This window comes from Chryseobacterium sp. PCH239 (assembly GCF_018924625.1).
In the GTDB taxonomy this organism is placed as follows: Bacteria; Bacteroidota; Bacteroidia; order Flavobacteriales; family Weeksellaceae; genus Chryseobacterium; species Chryseobacterium cucumeris.
Window position 1 is genome coordinate 2,377,495 of the sequence record NZ_CP073027.1, and the last position, 22,941, is coordinate 2,400,435.

Annotated in this window: 24 protein-coding genes and 1 tRNA gene; 21 read left to right on the forward strand and 4 right to left on the reverse strand. The window is 32.6% G+C overall.

Features of this window, described 5'->3' with window-relative positions:
- Nucleotides 1-123 precede the first annotated feature (123 nt).
- The gene (locus KBP46_RS11005; protein WP_123278951.1) at nucleotides 124-1,839 is read right to left on the reverse strand and encodes a helix-turn-helix transcriptional regulator; all 1,716 of its coding nucleotides are present in this window, start codon (nucleotides 1,837-1,839) and stop codon (nucleotides 124-126) included.
- Between the two features lie 197 nt (nucleotides 1,840-2,036).
- Here KBP46_RS11005 and KBP46_RS11010 point away from each other — a divergent pair, with 197 nt between their 5' ends.
- The 12 genes from KBP46_RS11010 (at nucleotide 2,037) to KBP46_RS11065 (ending at nucleotide 13,051) form a co-directional block, all read left to right on the forward strand.
- Complete coding sequence (locus KBP46_RS11010; protein ID WP_157885784.1) at nucleotides 2,037-2,213, forward strand: hypothetical protein; 177 nt, start codon at nucleotides 2,037-2,039, stop codon at nucleotides 2,211-2,213.
- Nucleotides 2,214-2,219: 6 nt separating this feature from the next.
- Nucleotides 2,220-4,400 carry a prolyl oligopeptidase family serine peptidase gene (locus KBP46_RS11015; RefSeq protein WP_062675566.1) on the forward strand — a complete coding sequence of 727 codons (2,181 nt, stop codon included), beginning with the start codon at nucleotides 2,220-2,222 and terminating at the stop codon, nucleotides 4,398-4,400.
- Nucleotides 4,401-6,629 (forward strand): lantibiotic dehydratase family protein, encoded by a 2,229-nt coding sequence (locus KBP46_RS11020; protein WP_216445373.1) that lies wholly within the window; start codon nucleotides 4,401-4,403, stop codon nucleotides 6,627-6,629.
- A 50-nt stretch (nucleotides 6,630-6,679) separates the two neighbouring features.
- Entirely contained in the window at nucleotides 6,680-7,486 is an 807-nt protein-coding gene (locus KBP46_RS11025) for a thiopeptide-type bacteriocin biosynthesis protein (protein WP_253297270.1), read from the forward strand.
- A 384-nt stretch (nucleotides 7,487-7,870) separates the two neighbouring features.
- Complete coding sequence (locus tag KBP46_RS11030; RefSeq protein ID WP_062675569.1) at nucleotides 7,871-8,143, forward strand: hypothetical protein; 273 nt, start codon at nucleotides 7,871-7,873, stop codon at nucleotides 8,141-8,143.
- Nucleotides 8,144-8,195: 52 nt separating this feature from the next.
- On the forward strand, nucleotides 8,196-8,834 hold the full coding sequence (locus KBP46_RS11035; protein WP_120233381.1) for a hypothetical protein: 639 nt from the start codon (nucleotides 8,196-8,198) through the stop codon (nucleotides 8,832-8,834).
- Nucleotides 8,835-9,320: 486 nt separating this feature from the next.
- The gene (locus KBP46_RS11040) at nucleotides 9,321-9,728 is read left to right on the forward strand and encodes a hypothetical protein (protein WP_216445375.1); all 408 of its coding nucleotides are present in this window, start codon (nucleotides 9,321-9,323) and stop codon (nucleotides 9,726-9,728) included.
- Between the two features lie 52 nt (nucleotides 9,729-9,780).
- Nucleotides 9,781-10,491 carry a hypothetical protein gene (locus KBP46_RS11045; protein ID WP_216445376.1) on the forward strand — a complete coding sequence of 237 codons (711 nt, stop codon included), beginning with the start codon at nucleotides 9,781-9,783 and terminating at the stop codon, nucleotides 10,489-10,491.
- Between the two features lie 168 nt (nucleotides 10,492-10,659).
- Nucleotides 10,660-11,289 (forward strand): ABC transporter ATP-binding protein, encoded by a 630-nt coding sequence (locus KBP46_RS11050; RefSeq protein WP_253297271.1) that lies wholly within the window; start codon nucleotides 10,660-10,662, stop codon nucleotides 11,287-11,289.
- Between the two features lie 19 nt (nucleotides 11,290-11,308).
- Nucleotides 11,309-11,845 carry a hypothetical protein gene (locus tag KBP46_RS11055; RefSeq protein ID WP_216445378.1) on the forward strand — a complete coding sequence of 179 codons (537 nt, stop codon included), beginning with the start codon at nucleotides 11,309-11,311 and terminating at the stop codon, nucleotides 11,843-11,845.
- 11 nt (nucleotides 11,846-11,856) lie between these two features.
- Nucleotides 11,857-12,183 carry a DUF393 domain-containing protein gene (locus KBP46_RS11060; RefSeq protein WP_062675574.1) on the forward strand — a complete coding sequence of 109 codons (327 nt, stop codon included), beginning with the start codon at nucleotides 11,857-11,859 and terminating at the stop codon, nucleotides 12,181-12,183.
- A 10-nt stretch (nucleotides 12,184-12,193) separates the two neighbouring features.
- A complete protein-coding gene (locus KBP46_RS11065) occupies nucleotides 12,194-13,051 on the forward strand; it encodes a GLPGLI family protein (RefSeq protein WP_062675575.1) in 858 nt (285 codons plus the stop codon).
- 161 nt (nucleotides 13,052-13,212) lie between these two features.
- Here KBP46_RS11065 and KBP46_RS11070 read toward each other — a convergent pair.
- Both KBP46_RS11070 and mce read right to left on the reverse strand, forming a co-directional pair.
- A tRNA-Ile gene (locus tag KBP46_RS11070) sits at nucleotides 13,213-13,286 on the reverse strand.
- Nucleotides 13,287-13,348: 62 nt separating this feature from the next.
- Nucleotides 13,349-13,747, reverse strand: coding sequence for a methylmalonyl-CoA epimerase (gene mce, locus KBP46_RS11075; RefSeq protein WP_216445379.1), 399 nt, complete (start codon nucleotides 13,745-13,747; stop codon nucleotides 13,349-13,351).
- A 93-nt stretch (nucleotides 13,748-13,840) separates the two neighbouring features.
- Between mce and rbfA the strand changes: the two genes are divergently transcribed.
- The 9 genes from rbfA to KBP46_RS11120 all read left to right on the forward strand — a co-directional run bounded on the left by rbfA (nucleotide 13,841) and on the right by KBP46_RS11120 (nucleotide 22,195).
- Complete coding sequence (gene rbfA / locus KBP46_RS11080) at nucleotides 13,841-14,200, forward strand: 30S ribosome-binding factor RbfA (RefSeq protein WP_034693455.1); 360 nt, start codon at nucleotides 13,841-13,843, stop codon at nucleotides 14,198-14,200.
- 3 nt (nucleotides 14,201-14,203) lie between these two features.
- Nucleotides 14,204-15,409, forward strand: coding sequence for an ABC transporter permease (locus tag KBP46_RS11085; protein ID WP_034693452.1), 1,206 nt, complete (start codon nucleotides 14,204-14,206; stop codon nucleotides 15,407-15,409).
- Between the two features lie 79 nt (nucleotides 15,410-15,488).
- Entirely contained in the window at nucleotides 15,489-17,282 is a 1,794-nt protein-coding gene (locus tag KBP46_RS11090; RefSeq protein WP_216445380.1) for an endonuclease, read from the forward strand.
- Between the two features lie 61 nt (nucleotides 17,283-17,343).
- Nucleotides 17,344-18,081, forward strand: a complete 738-nt coding sequence (locus KBP46_RS11095; protein WP_123278971.1) for a shikimate dehydrogenase — start codon at nucleotides 17,344-17,346, stop codon at nucleotides 18,079-18,081.
- 74 nt (nucleotides 18,082-18,155) lie between these two features.
- Entirely contained in the window at nucleotides 18,156-19,955 is a 1,800-nt protein-coding gene (locus tag KBP46_RS11100) for a DUF349 domain-containing protein (RefSeq protein ID WP_062675580.1), read from the forward strand.
- A gap of 63 nt (nucleotides 19,956-20,018) precedes the next feature.
- Nucleotides 20,019-21,044 carry a bifunctional diaminohydroxyphosphoribosylaminopyrimidine deaminase/5-amino-6-(5-phosphoribosylamino)uracil reductase RibD gene (gene ribD, locus KBP46_RS11105; RefSeq protein WP_216445381.1) on the forward strand — a complete coding sequence of 342 codons (1,026 nt, stop codon included), beginning with the start codon at nucleotides 20,019-20,021 and terminating at the stop codon, nucleotides 21,042-21,044.
- Between the two features lie 63 nt (nucleotides 21,045-21,107).
- Nucleotides 21,108-21,272 (forward strand): protein with bacteriocin-type signal sequence, encoded by a 165-nt coding sequence (locus KBP46_RS11110; RefSeq protein ID WP_216445382.1) that lies wholly within the window; start codon nucleotides 21,108-21,110, stop codon nucleotides 21,270-21,272.
- Nucleotides 21,273-21,300: 28 nt separating this feature from the next.
- Nucleotides 21,301-21,474 (forward strand): hypothetical protein, encoded by a 174-nt coding sequence (locus tag KBP46_RS11115; RefSeq protein ID WP_157885786.1) that lies wholly within the window; start codon nucleotides 21,301-21,303, stop codon nucleotides 21,472-21,474.
- A gap of 115 nt (nucleotides 21,475-21,589) precedes the next feature.
- Complete coding sequence (locus tag KBP46_RS11120; RefSeq protein ID WP_062675582.1) at nucleotides 21,590-22,195, forward strand: YigZ family protein; 606 nt, start codon at nucleotides 21,590-21,592, stop codon at nucleotides 22,193-22,195.
- On the opposite strand, the gene KBP46_RS11125 is transcribed toward KBP46_RS11120, so the two are convergent.
- Nucleotides 22,192-22,902, reverse strand: a complete 711-nt coding sequence (locus KBP46_RS11125) for a zinc metallopeptidase (RefSeq protein ID WP_174525207.1) — start codon at nucleotides 22,900-22,902, stop codon at nucleotides 22,192-22,194. The two genes, KBP46_RS11120 and KBP46_RS11125, sit on opposite strands and share 4 nt — an antisense overlap.
- Nucleotides 22,903-22,941: the final 39 nt, after the last annotated feature.

A 22,941-nucleotide genomic window follows, 5' to 3' on the forward strand; every position in this document is an offset into this window, starting at 1 on the left:
CAAAGCAACGGTATATGAAGAAGAAAATTGTTAACTAAATTTTAAATGTATTTTATGGTTTTTTAAACAAATGTTTAATGTTATGCATAGTAAGTTTTATGCTAAAATCATATTTGTTTTATTTTAATTCAAAATTGATTTTTCAATCTCTTTAATATAAATAGACGGAGTAGTTCCTGTCTTTTTCTTAAAAGCAATCGAAAATGCCTGAACGTTATTATAACCTATTTCTTCTGCAATAGCAGGTAATTTATAAGAACGAAATTTCTTATCTTTTACAAGCTGATCTAAAGCATAATCAATACGTAAATCATTAAGATAAGTTGTGAAATTTTTACCTTTATGATTATTAATAATCTCCGATAAGTAAGCAGTATTGGTTTTAATATTTTTTGCAAGACTTGTTAATGTAATCCCGTTTTTCAAAAAATGAAGTTTGTTTTCGAAATTGTCCAGATCCCTTAAGATAGATTGAGCAACATCTTCGGGAACCGTTTTAATTGTTTTGGTTTCACTTTCAACCTTTACCGGTTCGTATATTTCTACTGGTTTATCATTTTTACTTTGAGCTGCTTCAAGATTTCTTTTTTCAATCAAATGAATTAAGTCCTGAGCAATTTTTCGATGTTCTTTCTCAGCTTTCTTAGTTTTATAATAAAAATAGGTAAGTAAAAGTAATATTAAAGTTAAAATACTAACAGAAACATATAAAAATGTTTTTTTATTTTTTAATTCATTTATTATAACTTCTTTTTCTTGTAAAAGATTGGGCGTATCATATTTTTGGTGCAACTCCGTTGATAAGTATCGAAATTGTTCATCAAGCTTTTTATCAACTTTTAGAAAACGGTCAATATAATAGAGTTGCTTTTCTTTATCGCCGTTTTCCCTATAATAATCTATTAGAAAAGTATATACATCTCCTAACTCTGGAAAAGTAATCTCCGTTTTTTTTACATTGGAATCTATCTGAGTAAAATATTTTATCGCCTCTTGTTTGTTATTCAATTCTTCATAACATTTTCCCAGACTATATAATACAAAATTTTGATTGTTATCATTAATACTTGAAAAATAAGTATACGCCTTTGTTAACTCAGCAATTGCAGCTTGATAATTTTTGGTTTTAAGATGCAGCTGTCCAGATAAATATAAATACTGATTCCTATTATATATATTCTTTTGTACAAAGGGAGAATTCAATCCTTCCTGAATGAAAAAACTGGCAGAATCAATTTTATTTATTTTAATATAGCAGTACGCAAGACTTACCCGCATCTGATCATGCTGATATTCATCTGTTATATCGTGGGAATTCAATAAATAATATCTAAATGTTTTTGCTGCCTCTTTATTTTTCCCCATATAGCTATTTAAATAGGCAATGTTCATATTAGCATAAGCTATTTGCTTCAAATTCTTTTGCTTTTTAGAATATTCCAAACCTAAAATATAGTTATCAAGGGCAGCTTTTAAATTGTCATATTTATAGTATAAATTTCCTTTTATAATAAATGTTCTGGCTGGATATACATCTCCTTTCACATTTTTTGTAATCATAGCCAGACTATCAATATACTTTAAGGCCACAGGGAAGTCCTCAGTTGAATGCATAAGATTATATCCTTCTGCAATTTCAAGGATATTTTTTTCTTTTTTTGCTTTTGCTAAGTAATATTGAGAAATAACTTGTGCTTCTAACTTTTTATTAGATTCATCATAAACATTAAATTTATTTCTTAACTCCTCATAATTCAATAATTTTAAACTATCAATTTTGTTTTGAGCAAAAAATAGACTACAAAAGAATGCTAATAAAAGCAGGAATATCTTTTTCATTAATTTTTCTATACCGTACAAAAATATTCATTTTTTCAAGAAAATACATAATCTGTATTTTGATTTTAACTAATTGATCATTATTATTTTATTGACATTTTACAAATATGTATTTATAAATCTATAGATATATTTTCAGTGGGGTCAAAGAAATATTGCTTTCTTTGTAAAATTAATTTTTATAAACAATAACAATCATGAAAAAAGAAAACAACGCGCAAAAGAAATTGTCTTTAAAAAAAGTACAGATTATGAAGATTAATGATTTAAAGAGAATCCATGGAGGATATGGAGGGAATGGTAATCAGGTATCTTTAGATGAAAATGGCGAAGTTGATCCAAACACTCCCATTAAACATACAATCAAGCCTTAAATAAATATGAAAAACTTAATATTTGTCATTATTGCTATTTTATACGTACTTCCCGTAAAGGCTCAAAAAAACAATTTAGCACCTTCAAAACCTGTTACAGAAAATTATTTTGGAACTAAAATAATAGATGAATATAGAAACCTTGAGGATCTTCAAAACGCAGGAACTATAAATTGGATGCAGTCTCAAACCAATTATACCAATTCTATATTAAATCAAATTCCTAAAAAAAACTATTATGTTGAAAAAAGGTTAGAATTTGACAGAAGGCAGGGGTACTCTATATCAGATTTTGAAATTACCGATAATGACAAATATTTTTATTTAAAGAAAAATGGTGATGAAAAGATTGCAAGATTATATTATAAGGAAGGCTTTTTAGGCCAAGAAGTATTGCTATATGATCCTGCTATGTATAAAGAGAATAACGGAAGTCATTCTTTTGTTATCAATTATATAAGTCCATCTTCGGATGGCAGTAAAATAGCTGTTTCCATGTCTGAAAAAGGAAAAGAATTATCAGAAATAATTATCCTGGATGTAAAAACGAAATATGTACATCCTGAGATTATTACCAACTCTGCACCCGCTACTTTCGATGGAATAAAATGGATAGATGATAATACGGGGTTTATCTATGTCGAGTTTTCTACAACTGACCCAACATCTCAAAACTTTTATAAAAATACAAGAACTGTATTCTATAAAATTGGAACTGATCCTAATAAATCGGTTGACGTTTTTTCTGCTAAAAACAATCCTGATCTACATATTACCGAAGATCAATTTCCTATCATTTTAGACTTTAGTGCTGATGATCAATACTATATTGGCATGTTGGTTGATTTCCAGTCTTATAGAAAAACATTTATCATTCGTAAACAGGATTTATTATCAGGTAAAAAAAATTGGAGATTATTTTCCAATTCGGACGATAAAGCTAAAAGTTTAACTTTTCAAAAAGATAAAATATTTTTTATATCAGGTTACAATACTTCTCTCAATAAGCTATGTAAAACCAGTATTATCAATCCTGACTTTAAGAATGGCGAAGTTTTGATTCCTGAAAAAAAAGACGAAATTATTAAAAGCTATACCATCACAAAAGATGGTATTTATTATACCACTACAAAAAACGGAGTAGAAGCTAAACTATACTTATATAAAAACGGACAAAATCATTCTATTGAGCTTCCCTATCCATCCGGAGATATTAATTTAAGAGGCAAAGGAGAAAATCATTCTGATATCTGGATAACTTGCTCCGGCTGGGCCAATGATGAGCAAAGATTTAAATATGACCTAAAGACCAATTCTTTCAAGCCAGAAAATCTTACCCCTATTACTAAATATCCCGAGTTTCAGGATATTATTGTTAATGAAATCATCGTGAAATCAAGAGATGGACAAGAAATCCCGGTATCCTTACTATATAATAAAAACATCAAAAAAGATGGTAAGAATATGACTCTTATTAGCAGCTATGGTTCTTATGGTATTTCTAATAATCCCTATTTTTCCCCCACCTATTTATTATGGGTTCAACAAGGTGGTGTAGTTGCAATAGCTCATGTAAGAGGAGGAGGAGAAAAAGGAGAAGAATGGCGCTTAGGAGGATATAAAGAAACTAAACCCAATACCTGGAGGGATCTAATAGATTGTACAGAATATCTGATAAAAGAAAAATATACCTCACAAGAAAAAGTAGCGATTTGGGGTTCCAGTGCCGGAGGAATTACTGTAGGGAGAGCCATGACGGAGAGACCTGACCTCTTTAAAGTAGTTATTGCAGAAGTAGGAGTAATGAATCCGTTAAGAGATGAAATAACCCCTAATGGCCAGCCCAAAGAATTCGGAACGGTTAACGATCCAAAAGAATTCAAAAGTTTGCTGGAAATGGATGCTTATCAGCATATTAAAAAAGGAGAAAAGTATCCTGCTACTTTTATAACCGGAGGAATAAACGACCAGCGGGTTATAGTCTGGGAACCCGTAAAATATGCTGCTAAACTAATGTTTAATGATGCTTCTTCCAATCCTCAGTTATTAAAAATAGATTTTGAAGGAGGTCATGGAAATAATGTTGCAGTAGATCAAAGATATACTAATATTGATGATATATTTACTTTTGCATTTTGGCAATTAGGCCATCCCGACTACCGACCAAAAGAACAAATAAAAAATTAGATGTCACGCTTCCCTTATCATTTTTTTAATGAGTATATAGTACGAACCCCTTTATTCTCACTAAAGAGCTTTCAGGAACAACTTAGTCAAGATGAAATTTCAGATAAAAACTTAAAAGAGATTTTTAACAATCCTGTTTTTAGGGAGGCTATCTATCTTGCCTCCTCTCATCTATATGAAAAGTTTGACAAATGGCTCAGCTCAGAAAAACCATTATCATCCAAAGAGTTTCATAAACTCAAAAATACCCTTCTAAAATATTATAGCCGAATGAGTACCCGTTGTACTCCATTCGGCTTATTTTCTGGTATAGGATTAGGAGAATTTTCTTTAGAAGCATCAAAATTTTCCGACAACACAACAGGATACCAACTACCTACTGATCAATTAGTACGGGATACCAGATTAGATATGCATTTTCTTGTTTCTCTTGCACAATACTTTACACAACTACCCATAGTAAAGAATAAGCTTTTATTTTTTCCTAATAACAGCATCTATAAAATAGGTAATAGAATTCGATATATAGAATATCAATATACAGGAGGAAAAAGAGAATACATTATTTCCTCGGCTCCAATATCTGCAGAGTTACAGCAAATAATAAATTTTTCAAAACAAGGTAAAACCATTAGTGAAATTTCTCATATCCTGCTTAATGAAGAGATAACAGAAGATGAAGCAAGAGAATTTGTAGAAGAATTGATTGCTAATCAGGTTCTGGTAAGTGAGCTTGAACCTAATGTATCAGGAACTGATTTTTTAAATACTATTATTACTGTTCTAAATAGATTAAAAATAAAAAATGAAACTGATATTTTACTTTCTTTAAAGAATAACTTGGAGAAACTGGATTTAAATATTGGTAATCCTACTATATTATACGATGAAATCAGAGATCTGATACAATCGTTCACTATGGAGTATGAACAAAAATATCTTTTTCAGACGGATCTCTATAATATCTCTCCTTTTTACTTATCCCCAAGTTGGAAAAAACAATTAAAAACAGGAATAAGTTTTCTGAATAAAATCACTTTAACACAAAAGGAAAATCAATTTTCCAGATTTAAAAAAGCTTTTGTCGAAAAGTTTGATACTCAGGAAATGCCTCTGCTATATGTCTTAGATACTGAAATAGGTATAGGATATAAGCAAAATACATCTTCAAAAGGCATTCATCCTTATATAGAAGATTTAATACTCCCTATTTCACAGGAAAAACAAAATAAAAATCTTGAGCTTACTCCGATCCAGATAATACTTAATGAAAAGTTACAGGAAGCTCTACTAGATAACCAATATAGTATAGAACTAACTGATCCGGATTTTGAAGATTTCCAGGAAAACTGGGATAATATGCCTGATACCACCTCTATCATGGCAGAAATAATTTCTGAAAATAATCAGGAAAAAATATTCTTAAATGCAAGCACAGGAACTAGTGCCGGCACTCTTTTGGGGCGATTCTGTTCTGAAAAATCAAAAGTACAGAATCTTATCAAAAACATTGCTGAAAAGGAAAAAGAACTCAACTCTGACGTGATCTTAGCTGAAATCATTCACTTACCTGAAGCAAGGATAGGAAATATAATAAGAAGACCTACTTTGAGAACGTATGAAATTCCTTATTTAGCTCAATCTTTATTGCCTCAAGAAAATCAGATATCTACAGAGGATCTATATATTTCTTTAAAAAATGATGAGATTATTTTACGTTCAAAAAAACTAAATAGGAGGGTTATTCCTTATCTCACAAACGCCCATAATTACTATACCAATACATTACCTGTCTATCATTTCTTATCAGATTTACATACACAGAATATCAAACCCGGGCTTTATTTTAATTGGGGCGACTTAGAATATATTTATACATTTTTGCCAAGGGTAGAATATCGTAATATCATTCTTTCAAAAGCGCGGTGGAAGATTACAGAAAAAGATATTTTTTTGTTAGATCAATTAAAATTGAACAAAAAAGATTTTTTACAGGAACTAAAAAACTGGAGAAACAAAAGAAAAATTCCGGACTGGATTCAATGGTCCAAATTTGACAATACTTTAACCCTGGCTCTTGAAAATTATGATATGGCAAAGCTTTTTATTGAAACTGTTAAAAGCCAAAAATCAATCATTATAGAAGAATTTTTATCGAATGAAAACGATCATTTCAGACAGGAGTTTATTTTTCCACTGTATAAAGCCGTAAAAGAAAAAAATAAGTAAGATATTTAATAATGCAACGAACTTTTATCCCCGGAAGTAATTGGTTATACTTGAAAATATATACAGGTATAAAAACTTCTGATATAATCCTGGAAGAAGCCATACATCCTTTAATAGAGCTATTTCAGAAGAACGGCTATATTTCCGAATGGTTTTTTATACGGTATTATGATCCTAAATCTCATTTGAGGATAAGATTAAAATTAAATGATCCCCAATACTATCATGAAATTCTTAACACTGCTCAAAATATTTTTCAGCCATATATAGATAGTGGAGAGATTTTTACCATTATGGTCGACACCTATAAACGGGAAATTGAAAGGTATGGAAAGAATACCATGGAAGAAATAGAAACCCTATTTCACAAAAATAGTGAGTTCACGTTGGAGTGTTTACATTATGATGATGAGGAAAAGATCATAGTCAGCTTGTTTTATATGGATGAGATGTTGAATAAACTTAATCTTCCCATCCAAGAAAAGCTGGAGTGGATCAAATATTTTAATCATACTTTTAAACAGGAATTTAATGCCGATAAAAAACTCAATAGCCAGTTAGACAAAAAATACCGCGAGTTTAAACCTAAATTTGTAGACTTTATTAATTCTAAAGAATTTTTGGAAGAAAGAAACTCTATTATTTATAATATTGAAGAAAAGAACACTGCGCTACAAAACATTCTTCATAAACATAAAAATCAATCTTTAGAAATGCCTCTGCAATTCTTATTTCAGAGTATTTTCCATATGAATATCAACAGAATATTTGTTTCTCAGCAAAGATTATTTGAAATGGTTATTTATGATTATCTAGTGAGATATTATAAAACGCTTGCTTATGAATCATTCTTATAAAGAATTTTTCAAAATACCCCATTCTTTTCCCTCAGTTTCCTGATATTATTCGCCGAAAAAAAACACTTTCCAATAGTATCCTATAAATTCTTATGCAGGATACTATTGAAAACACAACAGACTAGCAAACAATAATTTACACAACATTCAATTCTCATTTAAATTTATAAATCCATAAGGATTTTCATCCAAAATTTATAAATCCCACTATACTTTTCTTGTATCATCGAAAAAGCACACGCATCTTTGCCTTGGTTAGAAACACAAATAATCTTAACCTTTTTATATCTGCGCAATATAAAAATGAAACAAGCCTGATCAGCAGAAAACCCATGTCAGGGATTATATGACAAAATTAATTATCATAAAAAAAACAAAATTATCATGAACAAAAAAATCAGAAACTCAGTTTTCGCAGGTGGAATGGCATTCGTATTTGCATTAAATTTTTTAGTACCTAATGTAGTTAAAGCACAAGGTATCGCCTATGGAGATCAAGTACAGTCTTCTAACACTTCACGCCAGGCGCTTCCTCCAGGTTCAAGTGTATCTGCTGTTGCCGGCACCGTTCTTCTTGCTGTAATGGTTGTTTCAGCTCTAGTAGATGGTCTTCACGCAACAGATGATGTTTCAGCAAACATCCAGAACTTAGACTAATAATGATTTAATGGCTCATTAATACAATGAGCCATTTTTATTCCTGACAGTTATGAAAAAAGCAATTAAAATATTTATCGTTACCTGTGTATCAATTTATTGGCTTTTTACATTTTTATACAATTCACCCAATAATTTTATAAAGATTGAGTATCAAAAAGAAATGAAACTATTTTCTACTTTTTTTGCTCAAAAATGGAGTTTTTTTGCCCCTCCACCACAATTTAACTACAAACTTTATTTTACCTATCTGGATGAGAATAAAAATGAAATTGCTGCTTTCGAAGTCTATTCTTCAATTATAGAATCAAAACGAAATACAAGGCCATTTAATGGCAGAGCCGAGATGGTAGACTATACAATTTATGGATCTATCGAAGGTATCGTTAATACAATAGTGAAAGAAAGAACTGAAATAAATACTACACAACCCGAGCTAAATCTTCACAATGCCAATCTTCTGGCAGTACAAAGACTCAATGAAGTTCCTGAACAAGTTCAAGGTTTTCTTCTTTTAAAAGACTATGCGAAGATTGTTGGAAAAGATAAAATGTCTGCCGAAAAGTTAAAGACAGTAAAATATGTAACGATAAACATAAATTCTGAGGAAATTAAAAAATTTGCTAATAGAGAAAGTAAAAAGCCAAATGTAGAATCTAAAGTAATTGCTTTCAATCCTTATCCTTTTTAAAATGAAAAAACTATTCCACTCAAATCACTATATATATCTTTCGATTTTCAGGATATTGATATCAATACACGTGTTTAAAAAATATTTACAATTATTTTTTAATAAGGATCTCATCACTGATGCTACATTTTTGAAAGGAGCACCTGTTAATCCAATATTTCAATTATTTGGAATTCAGCAATCCTCTATTTTTCAAAATATTAATATTATTCTTAGTGCTATAATGTTGCTAAGTATTTTATTTGCCTTTGGAATTTTCAGGTATTTCACTCCCTTATTGTTATATATTTCCGTAGAAATTGTTCAAAGAGCATATCCTTTTATATTAAATGGTGGTGATAATTTATTGAAATTTCTTTTACTGTACATGATTTTTACGGATTGCTACAGGTATTTCACATTAAATAACAGTACCGGACAAAAAAAGATAGTATCAGCTATTTTGTCAATCAAATATCCGTTTTATCTATAAAAATTCATTTATCTTTGATTTATTTCGTTTCTGCCGTATTCAAACTTAATGCTAAAGTATGGTTCAGCGGTGTTGCCACTTATTATACATTACAATTAGAAAGATTTAAGGGAACAGAAATGAATAATATACTAGCAAAAAATGGGATTTTTGTGACACTTTCTACCTATATTACTTTAATGTGGGAGTTAGCATTTCCTTTTCTTGCATGGCATAAAACCGGTAAATACGTTGTGTTTGCTCTTGGAATAATGATCCATCTGGGAATATACATTTTTATGATGATCCATGATTTTGAAATCCTATTTATGATGTGTTATGGTTTTTTCATAAGTGATGAAGAATGGAAAAAGGCTGGAGTATATTTTCAAAAAATTGTATCGCTATTCAAAAGAAAAATATTTATTAAAGAATATGCTTAAGAGATATCTGAAACTGAGATTAAAATTATTACTTAAAGCGTCAAACCAAAGTATGGATATTGGTGTTTTAGTAAGTATAATACTTTTATTTTTACTTTTTTTTAAAACGAATCATATTGGCTATTATGCATTAATTTCATCAACTGTTTTATTTATCATTCATTTTACTCGAAAGGATATTAATTTTTTAAAAAATATTTTAGGAAAGCAATTCTATATAAGCCTCGCATTAGAATATTTGATAATTTGGATATTTATAAATTTATTTTTCGTTTTCAAAGAAAATAACTTTGCCTTTTTGGGAAATGGTTTTATATGCTTCATTTTACCATTATTAAAGCTTAAAAAATATTTTGCAAACCCAAGGTTTATCAATAAACTCCCTAATGCATTATTAGAGTGGAAAGCCTATATACGAAAGAATATTATAATTTTCTTTTCCTTTGTATTACTTTCCGTTTTCTTAGGATATCATCCTGCAACTTTGATAATATTAGGATTATGCTGGCTACATATTCTTTTGCATGTTTATTCACTCCAGGAAAATAAAGAAATTCTCATTCTGCAATTCTCAAAATTCAGATTAGAAAAAAAAATCATATACTCTTTTCTGATTTGCTTGATGATCTCCATTCCTGCTATAATCAGCTTTGCATTTTTAAATCCTCTACAAAAAGATTATATAATTTATTTCAGTTTTTATCTTTTTCTTTCAAATTATGTTATTATTATTAATAAGTACGTAAATTATAATGAAAAATAAAGGTAACTCATATCAATGATGCTGAATTTTTCAAATTTACACTTATTATTGGGCTACTAATTCCAGCAATAATTTACATTATAAACAATAGAAAATCAGCCTTAAAGAAAATTACAAAGTATGTTTAGTATACAAAATATCACCTTGAGTTATAACTCCAAAAAAATTTTGGATAACCTAAGTTTAAATATAAATGAAGGAAGCATATTCGGTGTTCTTGGAAGGAATGGTGCGGGAAAAACAACTTTATTTGAATCTATTTTTCAAAATACAGGATACCATGGAAAAATAGTATTACAAGACCAACCCATATATAAAAGAGATATTTCATATTTGGAATCTGAAAATTACTTTTATCCTTATCTGTCGGTTAACGATATTTTAAACCTGTTTATTCATGATAACGAGGATGAAAAGATAACAAGACTCACAAATTTCTTTAATATTCCAACAGACGCTATTGTTGAAAAACTTTCATTAGGAACCAAGAAGAAACTTGCAATCCTTTGTAATATTTTAATTGACAGACCCATATACTTATTTGATGAACCATTTAACGGACTCGATTTTGAAAGTGTCGAAAAGTTTTATTTTATCATTGATGACCTCAAAAAAAGAAATAAGATCGTTTTGATAAGCTCTCATATTATGGAAACTCTTACAAATTGTTGTGATTATATCGGACATTTACAAAATGGAAAATTCGCTAAAATTTACCTATCAGAAGAATACCATTTAATAAGGACACATCTTACAGAAGATATTCAGAAAGATTGGGTCTCTTACATCAACATTTAGCATTTAAAAACTAATTTCTATGGACAATAACCTTATTTCATTGGAGTATATTTTTATTACTTCAATAGTGATCGCTTTATCCTTTACAGGATGTATTTATGGCATTGCATACTATCTTTCTTATGATAATTTTAGTATTACTGCAGTTGCTTTTTTCCCTATTCTATCATTGTTTATTGCTTTTATGATCGCTGCAATTATTTTGTTTCTGTCACTAAAGAAATATAAAAAGGTAAAACAGGTAAATCATATCGCCAATTTTTATTATGTGATTTGTACGTTCATTCTTAGCGCCATCATGATTTTTTTGATTGATGTTTTCGTGTATGCTTTAATTGATAAAACATTATCTTTAAAATATGCTGAAACATTGCAGATGATATCCAGACAATATGCGGTAACCTCAAAAAATATTGATTACATGAAAAAAATTCCATTTATTCTTCAAAGTGGAGTCATGATATTTACAGGGCTTTTGGCAGGGTCATTTTCTTCGTTATTCATTTTATCACAATATAAAAACATAAAAACGCAGCCAGACTTGCAATCTATTTAAAAATTCACAAAATGAAAGTTATTATTTATGATTCTGAATGTAAGTTTTGCACAAGGTTTTCCAAATGGAGCCAATCTAACGTTAAAACACTGGAAATCATTTCCGTAAGAAACAAAGAAGCAAGGAAAATTCTTCGTGATAAAGGAATTAAGTTTATAGATCTTCAGACCATCTATTTTGTGAATGATAATGAAGTCTGGGTACGTTCGAAGGCAATATTTGAAATATTTGCCCACTTTACTTCTCCCTGGAGAATTATTTCTTTTTTCTCTTTTTTACCTACTCCCTTCACGGATTTTTGGTATAAAATTTTTGCAAAATACAGATACAAATTTTAAAAATTAACCCATGAAATACTTATTGATACTACCGTTATTCTTTTTAACCACTATCAAAATCAAAGCTCAGGAGATCAATCGTTTTTTCTATGAAGTACAATATAAACCTAAAAAAGATTCTACAAGAAATGAAACTGCAATGATGGTTTTAGATATTAAAAAAGATCAATCGATTTTTAAAGATTATCAATTAATTGTTTCAGATTCAATCTCCAACGAAGTATTTAAAAAAATGCAAAAAACAGGCATTTACGAAAATCAGTCAGCACCTCCGAATGTCAGATTTACCTATTCTGTAACAAAAAAATATCCTGACATGGAAGTTCAATATACTGAAGATATTATGAACGGATTGACTCCTCTTACCTTTGGCTATCAGGAAAAAATAAATTTTGATTGGAAAGTTCAGAAAGAAAAGCAAAAAATCGGCGAATATAATGCCCAAAAAGCTATAGTAAATTTTGCGGGAAGAAAATGGGTTGCCTGGTTTTGTCCTGATCTTCCTTTTAATGACGGTCCTTATAAATTTAATGGTTTACCTGGATTAATTGTAAAAATAGAAGATGATCAACACAATTATTCATTTACCTTAAAAGGAAATAAAAAAGCGAAAGATAACAGTGAAGATTCACTTGTTAAAAAGTTCACCAATGGTAATGTGAAAATAGTAGAAAAAGTAAAATTTATAAAAACCTTTGAAAATTACAAACAGGATCCTTTAGCTGCCATGAGAAATGAGCTAACTCCTCAATTATTAAGTATGACAATGCCTGGAACTGATATGAAGGTAAAGGACTTTATTGAGAAACAAGGGAAGGAAATAAAAGAATCTTACAAGCTTAACAATAATCCTATTGAAAAAGAATAATAAAGTTTTTTAATAAAAAATCTATATGCAGGGCAGTATGTCCTACTTTTTTATAGCCCTGCACCAATACAGTATTATCATTTAAACCTGAACCTGTATTCAGTATATAGTTTTGGGACATAAAAAAAGCACCTACATTTCTGTAAGTGCTTGATTTTTTGTGGTCCCACCTGGGCTCGAACCAGGGACCACCTGATTATGAGTCAGGTGCTCTAACCAACTGAGCTATAGGACCTCAAAACTTGGTTAAATTTTGTGTTTGCAAAAATAGTAAAATTTCTTTCACTACAAAATTTTTTATTGCTTTTCTTGGCAAAGTTCTACCAGCACTCCGTTTGTAGACTTGGGATGAAGGAATACAACTAATTTGTTATCAGCACCTTCTTTCGGTTCTTCGGAGATAAACTGAAACCCCTCTTTTTTCAGTCTTTTCACTTCTTTCAGTATATTTTCAACGCCAAATGCCAGATGATGGATGCCTTCTCCCTTTTTATCGATAAATTTTGAGATCGGGCTCTCAGAATTGCTGGCTTCCAAAAGCTCAATTTTACTTTCTCCTGTTTCATAGAAAGAAGTTACTACCCCTTCCCTTTCCACTGTTTCTTTTTTATAGGATTCTTTTCCTAATAATTTGGCAAAAAGTTCATCAGAAACTCCTAAAGATTTTACGGCAATGCCAATATGTTCTAGTTTCATAAATACTAATCAATATAATTAAATCGTAAATTTGATACTGTAGTTGAATTTCAAAGTATCAATTCAAACAAAAGTACTAAATTTGCAGAAATTATGGAAAGTAACAGACAAAGAAAAGTAGCACAGATCATTCAGGAAGACTTCGCAGAGCTTTTCCGCAAACAGGCTTCAGAAAGCAAACAGAGCATATTGGTATCTGTTTCAGATGTAAAAGTAACTGCTGACTTAGGAATTGCTAAGATTTATTTAAGCATTTTCCCACAGGAATTCCGTACCGCTGTGATGAAGGAGATTGAAGAAAACAAACCTCAATACAGAAACTTCATTGGCCAGAAAATGGCAAAACAGGTGCGTATTATTCCACAACTTAACTTTTACCTGGATACCGCTCTTGATGATGTTGAAAGACTGGAAAGAGAATTAAGAGGTGAAGGCGACAATCCTGTTTTATAGATCTTGAAGAATATTGCATTTTACATAGCATCCAGATACCTTTTGGCTAAAAAGGGAAGTACTGCCGTTACGTTCATTACGTGGCTGGCTGTAGGTGCCATGACGGTTGCTGTGGCTGCAATGTTCGTCATTATTTCTGTTTTTTCAGGGCTTGAAGACCTGAACAAAGACCTTATTTCCAATCTTCACGCTGATCTTACGTTAAAAAGCACTTCCGGAAAAACCATCAAAAATCTGGATAACGTCAGTAAAGTTTTGAGCAACAATAAGGAAATCAGCAGTTTTTCCCGCGTTATAGAAGAAAAAGTATATATCAGTTTCAACGGAAAGGGTGATATTGCTTACCTAAGAGGGGTAGATTCTGCCTATGTTAAGGTAAATCCTATTAATAAAGAAGTGTTTTACGGAACTTATCCAAGTTTCAAATACTCGAATGAGGTGTTGATGGAAAACAGTCTGGATAACAGACTTTCAATTCCTGTGGATTCTTCCAATCATTATGCAACCGTCTTTATGCCCAAACCGGGAACAGGGATTATCAGTAAGGAAGAAGACATTTATAATAAAAGAGATATTCTGGTAACAGGTGTTTTCCCGGGAAAAGACCAGCTGGACAATTATATCGTTTCTCCTATTGAGCTTACAGAAGAATTACTCACTCTTCCTAAAAAGTCTGCTTACCAGATTGTTATTAAACTGAAAAATCCGGAAAATGCCGATGCTGTAAAACAAAGCCTGCTTTCTTCTCTCGGAAAAAATATTGAGATCAAAACCAAAGAAGAGGAAAATGCTGCTTTCTGGAAAATGATTAATACAGAAAAGCTATTCATTTACCTGATCTTTGCCTTGGTGATCTTTATTACGACTTTTAACCTTGCCGGAGCCATTATTATCCTTCAGCTTGACAAAAAAGAACAGGCAAAATCATTGATATCTTTAGGCTTTCCTTTAAGCCATTTAAGAATGACCTATTTCTACACTGGCCTCCTGATTGTGATTTCAGGTGTGATTACCGGATTAATTCTTGGAACAGCACTTTGCTACTTCCAGCTTTATACAGAGTTCTTCAGAGCTAATGAGGTTTTGCCATTCCCGGTAAAAATTGTGGGAAAAAATTATCTTATTGTAGCCCTTACAGCTTCCTTGTTTGGAATAACTATTTCATGGTTCTTTTCAAAAATCAGTAAAGAATATATTACTAAAGGCTAACATTTCAACTTTATATATTACATAGAATTAATACACTTCGGTTTCATTTTTTCGTACCTTTACGCCCCAATTTTAAAAAATGAAACAAATTTTATCTTTTTTTCTTTTAAGCGTTACATTTATAAGCGCTTTGGCACAGGCTCCGGCTGGATATTATAATCAATCGCCGACCTTAACAGGTGCAGCTCTTAAAACAGCTCTTAAAACCATTATCAGTAATGGACATATAGACAATGGTTACGGTGGCCTGTGGACAGGTTATGCTACCACAGACCGCGATTACTTCTATGAAAATGATGGAACAATTCTGGATATTTATTCTGAAAACCCCAATGGACCGGATCAGTATAATTTCACCCTGGGAACCAGTCAGTGCGGATCTGCCGGATATTCTAATGAAGGTGACTGCTACAACAGAGAGCACGTTGTTCCTCAAAGTTTGTTCAACAATGCTTCCCCAATGGTAGCTGACATTCATTTTATCCGTGCTACAGACGGAAAAGTAAACGGAATGAGATCCAACTACCCTTTCGGAATTGTAGGAACACCTTCTTTTACTTCTAAAAATGGATCAAAACTAGGAAATTCCGTTTCTGCAGGATATGCAGGTACTGTATTTGAACCCATTGATGCTTTCAAAGGAGACATTGCCAGAATGATCCTTTATTTCGTAACAAGATATGAAGACAAACTTCCTAATTTCACTACTGGTGACATGCTTGGTAACACAGCATTCCCGGGACTACAGCCTTGGGCACTTAATCAATATTTAGCATGGAATGCAATGGATCCCGTATCTCCGGAAGAAATTGCAAGAAACAATGCTTCTTATACTTACCAGGGAAACAGAAACCCTTTCATTGATCACCCCGAATATGTTACTCAGATCTGGGGAGCTCCGGTTGTTGATAACCAAGCCCCTACAGCTGCAACCAACCTTGTTGCCAGCAACCCAACTTCAAACTCTATTGCTTTAAGCTGGACAGCTGCTACAGATAATGTGGGAGTAACTTCGTATGATATTTATGCCAACGGAACCTTAAAAGCTACTGTTTCAGGTACAACAACATCTACTATTGTTTCCGGATTATCACCATTGACTCAATACACATTCTACATTATTGCTAAAGATGCTTTCGCAAACTCTTCCCCACAAAGTACAACAGCTACAGAAACAACTCTTGATGTACCTGCCGGAGGAGGAAACTGTGGAACTGAAAATTTCGAAATGATCACCGGTCCTGTAAATACATACATGACAGTAAACTGGACCAATAATGGAATTTCATGGACTGCTACAGACGCAAGAGTTGACCAGACCATCAATAATAAAGCCATTACCATAAAAAATGGAACTTTAACAAGTTCAACTTTCTCAGGTGGAGTTCAAAGCTTAACTTTAACAACTCAATTGAAATTCTCCGGAAGCGCAGGATACTTCAATGTTCTTGTAAACGACGTCAATGTAGGAACCATTCCTTACAGTAATGTTGTTACTACAACTACCATTAATAATATAAATGTAAACGGAAATGCGGTGATTAAACTGACAAATTCGTCTACGTCCAACAGAGTTGCTCTGGATGATCTTAGCTGGACATGTTTCGGAACTACGTTAGCTACCGCTGAAAACCAAAAAGATACATCAGCAATTACCATCTACCCTAACCCGGTAAGAAATAATGAATTATTTGTAAAAGGAGAAAACCTTAGCAAAATTTCAAAAGCTGAGATCTATGATCTTTCAGGAAAACGAATTGAAACAATTGCCAATCCTTTCAAACATTCAAACAAAATTAATCTTAAAGGTATAGTAAAAGGAACTTATCTCCTTAAAACAGATAATTTCTCTACTAAATTTATCGTAGATTAATTATTAAAAAATATTTCAAACCAAGGCCGGATTTATCCGGTCTTTTTTTTATTTTTGATGTATGGATTCCAATAAAAAATTAGGATTGATAGGACGAAATATTTCTTATTCTTTTTCTAAAAAATTCTTCGAAAACAAGTTCCAAAAGCTCATGCTGAAGAATTTCTCCTACGATATTTTTGATCTCAACGAAATCAATGAAGTAGAAAACCTTTTTGCTTCTCCGGACTTGTTAGGATTCAATGTGACCATCCCTTATAAGGAAAAAATAATCGATTATCTCGATGAACTAAGTGATGAAGCCGAGAAAATAGGTGCTGTCAATTGCGTTCTTATTCAGGATGGCAAAAAAACAGGGTATAATACAGATGCGTTCGGTTTTGAAAAGACGCTTCTTTTGCACAAAAAACCTTCTCAGGATAAAGCACTGATCTTAGGAAACGGAGGGGCAGCAAAAGCCGTCAAATATGCATTGGACAAGCACAATATTCCTTCTGTAACTATTTCAAGGAGTACAGAAATCAATTATGAAAATCTTGATCAGGAAACTGTTGCAGAGCATAAAATTATTATCCAATGTACACCGGTAGGCACTTTCCCGAATGTGAAAGACTGTCTGAACTTTCCTTTTGACGGGCTTTCTTCAGATCATCTCGTTATTGATCTGATTTACAATCCAAACTATACCCAATTCATCATCAATGCCTCAGAAAAAGGAGCAAAAACAGTGAATGGGTACTATATGCTTGAACAGCAAGCAGAAAAAGCTTGGGAAATTTGGAATTTTCAAAAAAAATAACATAAATTAGTACTTTAATTGGCCTTAAAGCTATATTTAAAGGATATTAACGCCACTCACATAAAAGATTTGCTATGACTACAGAAAACAATCTTTCTGAAAACGAAGAAAAGAAAAATCCTAACGAAGTATCTCAGGACCCATCAGAAAACACAGTTTCTCATGATGCAAACCAACATGAAGATGATGCAGAGCACCTGGATGAACATGAGGAAGAAATTTCCCTTGCCGATGCTTTAAAGGAAATGGAAAAAATCATCAACACTCCCAATGCCGGTGAGAACTTCAAAAGATTCAACCAGCTGAAAGAGAAAGCAAGTCATTATATCCATGATGAAGTGGAAGATAAAAAGCATGAATATGTAGAAGCGGGAAATCCAGCTGAAAATTTCAGCTACGAACACCCTTCTCAGGCTAAGTATTCTGCATTGGTTAATATTTTCAAGGAAAAACATGACGACTTCCAGAAAGGACAGGAAGAAGAGCAAAAGAAAAACCTTGACCACCGTCAAAGCATAATCGAAAGACTTAAAAATCTATACACCAGCTCAGAACCAGGAATCAATCTTTTCAGATCTATTCGTGAGATTAAAGAAGACTGGTCAAAAGCAGGACAGGTTGCAAAGTCTGAATTCAAAATTCTCAACAATAATTATTTCCACCACCTGAATCAGTTTTATCAGATGCTGGATCTTAATAAAGAATTTCTGGAGCAGGAATACAGCCACAATCTGGAAAAGAGAGAACATATTATTGCCCGCGCTAAAGAGCTGGAAAATGAACCCGTTATCCAGAAAGCTCTAAACGAACTTCAGTATCTTCATAAACTTTGGAAAGAAGAAGCAGAACCTGTTGCTGAAGAGTTCCGTGAGAAAACATGGGAAGAGTTTAAAGAAATTTCGAATAAAATTCACGAAAGAAAATCTGAACTTTCAGCTTCTATTGAAAAAGAACAGAGTGAAAATCTTGAAAAGAAAAATCAGATTATTGCGGAAATCAAGAAACTGTCTGAGCCTTCGGAAACGCCAAACCACAACTACTGGCAGAATGCCATTAAAAGAGTGGAAGATCTGCGTTCTGAATTCTTAAAAACAGGAAGTGTTCCAAGAAAACTTTCCAACCAAAACTGGAATGATTTCAAAACGACACTTAGAGGCTTTAATACAACGAAAAATAATTACTACAAATCGTTGAAAGGTTCTCAACAGGCAAATCTTGAAGAAAAACTTAAACTGATCCAGACTGCACAGGACAATATGAATAACGAGGAATGGGATATTGCTGTTCCGTTATTCAAAAAACTCCAGGAAGACTGGAAAAAAATCGGCCACGTTCCAAAGAGCATGACCAATAAAATCTGGGATGAATTCCGTGACGCATGTAATGCATTCTTCAATAATTACAGAGAGAAAAGCAATACCTCTACCGACAACTGGAAAGAAAATTATAAGAACAAAAAAGCTCTTCTTGATGAACTGAAAGAAGTTTCCAATGAAGAAGGAAGCATTGAAAGAATCGAGCAGATCAAAACTTCATGGAATAATATCGGAAAAGTTCCGAGAGATAAAATTTCAATCAACTCTGAATTCAACAAAACATTGAGAGAGAAATTGAAAATAAATAAGATCAACGAACTTGAACTGAAAGAAGAAGGTCTATCTGAAAACCAACTTACCGACAAAGCAAGAAAGATCAAAAATCAAATCTCTGATCTTGAGGCAGAAATTGTTAAACTGGAAAACAACCTTTCTTTCTTCAACAAACCGTCCAGAGAAAACCCTCTTTTAAAAGATACCTATAACACGATTGATGAGAAAAAAGCTCATCTTGAAACGTTAAAACAAAATCTTCACAGCATTATCAGCGGAGATTAATACATAACAAAATAAATAAAGGCGGAGCAAAGCAATTTGTCTTCGCTTTTTCTTTTTATACATATGAACAACGACGAATTTTATATCAAAAGATGTATCGAGCTGGCTCAAAAAGCTCTTGGCAACACCTACCCTAACCCTCTTGTTGGAAGTGTGATCGTACACAACGGAAAAATCATTGGTGAAGGGTATCATCACAAAGCAGGAGAACCTCATGCAGAAATCAATGCCATCAATTCCGTTAAAAATAAAGATCTGATTCCGGAATCTACAATCTATGTATCTCTGGAACCCTGCGCACATTATGGAAAAACTCCGCCATGCGCTTTGAAGATTAAAGAATTAGGATTTAAAAAAGTAGTGATTGGCGCAATGGACTCCCATGATAAAGTGAATGGAAAAGGAAAGAAAATCATTCAGGATGCTGGAATTGAAACCGTATCAGGAATTCTTGAAAAAGAATGCATTGAACTGAACAAAAGATTTTTCACCTATCACGAAAAGAAAAGACCATATATCATTTTAAAATGGGCAGAATCCGGTGATGGCTTTTTGGATAAGGATTTTACACCGACAGCCGTTTCCAATACATTAGTAAACCAGTTTGTTCATCAGTTAAGAGCTGACGAGCATGCCATTTTAGTAGGAACTCAAACTGCATTGAACGATAACCCCAGTCTTACCGTAAGAAATGCTGAAGGCGTAAATCCTGTAAGAATTCTGATTGATTTTGATTTAAAAGTTCCTGCCAGTTTCAATATTTATAACAATAAAGCAAGAACATTGGTTTTAAATTCCGTGAAAGAAGGTACTGAAGGACATATTCAATTCATTCAAATCAACAAAGCTCATTTTCTACCTGAGCTCATGGAGGCATTGTATAAAGAACAAATACAATCTGTGATTATCGAAGGGGGCCGCTTTACTCTGCAGGAATTTATTAATGCTAATCTTTGGGACGAAGCCATTGTAATTAAAAACGAGAATTTGACATTAGAAAATGGGACAAAAGCCCCGGAATTCAGTCAAGTTCCTGATACGATTGAAAATTTCAGAGATAATACCATTTCATTTTTTAAAGCAAAATAATACTTTTGTATCACCATCAAATGAAATAATTTCTTTACATTAGTCTTACAAATTAAAATTACTATGAAAAATTTAAAGAAAGTTTCGAGACAGAGTTTAAAAAAAGTAAACGGAGGAATTGCTCCTGAATATTGCTCATTCTATCCTCCTTCATTACAACATTGCTGCGCAACACCTTCCAGTATGAGTTGCCCACCACCTTGGGCAGATGGAACATTCCCTTGTTAAATTTTAATGTAAAACAAAAACTAATATCATGAAAAATTTGAAAAAAGTATCAAGAATCGGTTTAAAATCTATTCAAGGCGGAGCTTTTGTAAACTGTACTTTGCCTAATGGAGACCTTACAAGATGTAGAGATTTCTGTCCTACAGACTTTTGTGGTCCTACAAACTATATTTGTTTACTTCCGCTGGATTATTGCGGATAGAAATAACAAAAAGTTGCAATACATAAAAATTGGGAAGCTGTCAGAAATCTGACGGCTTCTTTCATTAAGTACTAGGATTTATTTAATATTTTTGCACAACAAAGCAGCAATTCCGATGACGTTCGAATACAAAACCATAGAAAGCCCCATAGAAAATACTCTTTTAAAAGAAAAAGGAAGCAAGTTTATCGGATTTGCTTATCCTGTGACTAATGAAAAAGAATTAAAGAGTGCACTGGAGAAAATAAGAGAAGAACATCCGAAAGCAACTCACCACTGTTATGCTTTCAGAATGGGATTGAATGGGGAAAACTATCGCGCCAATGATGACGGCGAACCTTCCGGAAGTGCAGGATTGCCTATTTACAATCAATTATTAGCGAATGAAATCACCAATGTCCTTGTCATTGTTGTCCGTTATTACGGAGGAACCAAACTGGGAGTTTCCGGCCTTGTAAAAACTTATAAAGAATCTGCGAAGATTACATTAGAGGCAGCCAGTATTATCACCAGAGAATTAGAAACAGAAGTAGAGATTCAATTTAACTTCAATCAGCAGAATACAATTTTTACCTTGCTTTCTAAATTTGATGCTAAAGTTTTGAACTTCGATGCGAATGAAAATTGTATTCTCACCGCGTCATTGAAACTGGCACAAAAAGAAAGCATCTCAGAAAAGCTTTCTGAGATGCAATATGTTTCATTTGAATTTAATAATTAATCCCTTCTCCCACCAAGAAGCAAAGATCCCCAGTAAAGAAGTTGTGCCAGAGAACCTAATGCAGCTACCACATAAGTTCTTGCCGCCCATTTTAAGCTATCCTGTACTCCAACAAATTCTTCTGCAGTTACAGTTCCAGTATCTTTAAGCCACTTCATCGCTCTGTTACTTGCATCGTATTCCACAGGAAGTGTTACAAAAGCAAAAAGTGTTGTCATGGCAAACATCGCAACGCCGATTGCCAGCACAGTAGTGTTTCCATTAGGGTTTTCAATTGTTCTGGACGCAGCCATTACTGCGATACCCGCAATAAGGACAAATTGCATCAGATTGGAACTTATATTGACAATAGGAACCAGTTTTGAACGTAAATTCAGCATAGAATACCCTACTGCATGCTGCACTGCATGCCCACACTCGTGAGCTGCCACTGCTGCGGCCGCTGCGTTTCTCTGCATATAAACACCCTCAGAAAGGTTCACTGTTTTATCTGCCGGATTATAGTGGTCCGTCAACTGCCCGGGTACTGATATGACCTGAACATCATTTATCCCGTTATCTCTCAACATCTTTTCCGCTACTTCTTTCCCCGAAAGGCCATTTCGAAGGTGCACATTGGAATAATATTCAAATTTCGATTTCAATCTGGACGAAACCCACCAGCTCACCAACATTGAAATACCAATAATGATATAATAACCCACCATTTTATATAAATTTTGTGTTTAATTTTACCCATAATCATA

Excerpts from the sequence above, each read along its gene's own strand:
- KBP46_RS11090 (WP_216445380.1), top strand. The coding sequence starts at position 15,489 with ATGAAACAAATTTTATCTTTTTTTCTTTTAAGCGTTACATTTATAAGC.
- KBP46_RS11060 (WP_062675574.1), top strand. The coding sequence starts at position 11,857 with ATGAAAGTTATTATTTATGATTCTGAATGTAAGTTTTGCACAAGGTTT.
- KBP46_RS11030 (WP_062675569.1), top strand. The coding sequence starts at position 7,871 with ATGAACAAAAAAATCAGAAACTCAGTTTTCGCAGGTGGAATGGCATTC.
- KBP46_RS11045 (WP_216445376.1), top strand. The coding sequence starts at position 9,781 with ATGGATATTGGTGTTTTAGTAAGTATAATACTTTTATTTTTACTTTTT.
- mce (WP_216445379.1), bottom strand. The coding sequence starts at position 13,747 with ATGAAACTAGAACATATTGGCATTGCCGTAAAATCTTTAGGAGTTTCT.
- KBP46_RS11100 (WP_062675580.1), top strand. The coding sequence starts at position 18,156 with ATGACTACAGAAAACAATCTTTCTGAAAACGAAGAAAAGAAAAATCCT.
- KBP46_RS11120 (WP_062675582.1), top strand. The coding sequence starts at position 21,590 with ATGACGTTCGAATACAAAACCATAGAAAGCCCCATAGAAAATACTCTT.
- KBP46_RS11020 (WP_216445373.1), top strand. The coding sequence starts at position 4,401 with ATGTCACGCTTCCCTTATCATTTTTTTAATGAGTATATAGTACGAACC.
- KBP46_RS11035 (WP_120233381.1), top strand. The coding sequence starts at position 8,196 with ATGAAAAAAGCAATTAAAATATTTATCGTTACCTGTGTATCAATTTAT.
- KBP46_RS11115 (WP_157885786.1), top strand. The coding sequence starts at position 21,301 with ATGAAAAATTTGAAAAAAGTATCAAGAATCGGTTTAAAATCTATTCAA.
- KBP46_RS11005 (WP_123278951.1), bottom strand. The coding sequence starts at position 1,839 with ATGAAAAAGATATTCCTGCTTTTATTAGCATTCTTTTGTAGTCTATTT.
- KBP46_RS11125 (WP_174525207.1), bottom strand. The coding sequence starts at position 22,902 with ATGGTGGGTTATTATATCATTATTGGTATTTCAATGTTGGTGAGCTGG.
- ribD (WP_216445381.1), top strand. The coding sequence starts at position 20,019 with ATGAACAACGACGAATTTTATATCAAAAGATGTATCGAGCTGGCTCAA.
- KBP46_RS11010 (WP_157885784.1), top strand. The coding sequence starts at position 2,037 with ATGAAAAAAGAAAACAACGCGCAAAAGAAATTGTCTTTAAAAAAAGTA.
- KBP46_RS11065 (WP_062675575.1), top strand. The coding sequence starts at position 12,194 with ATGAAATACTTATTGATACTACCGTTATTCTTTTTAACCACTATCAAA.
- rbfA (WP_034693455.1), top strand. The coding sequence starts at position 13,841 with ATGGAAAGTAACAGACAAAGAAAAGTAGCACAGATCATTCAGGAAGAC.
- KBP46_RS11110 (WP_216445382.1), top strand. The coding sequence starts at position 21,108 with ATGAAAAATTTAAAGAAAGTTTCGAGACAGAGTTTAAAAAAAGTAAAC.
- KBP46_RS11015 (WP_062675566.1), top strand. The coding sequence starts at position 2,220 with ATGAAAAACTTAATATTTGTCATTATTGCTATTTTATACGTACTTCCC.
- KBP46_RS11055 (WP_216445378.1), top strand. The coding sequence starts at position 11,309 with ATGGACAATAACCTTATTTCATTGGAGTATATTTTTATTACTTCAATA.
- KBP46_RS11095 (WP_123278971.1), top strand. The coding sequence starts at position 17,344 with ATGGATTCCAATAAAAAATTAGGATTGATAGGACGAAATATTTCTTAT.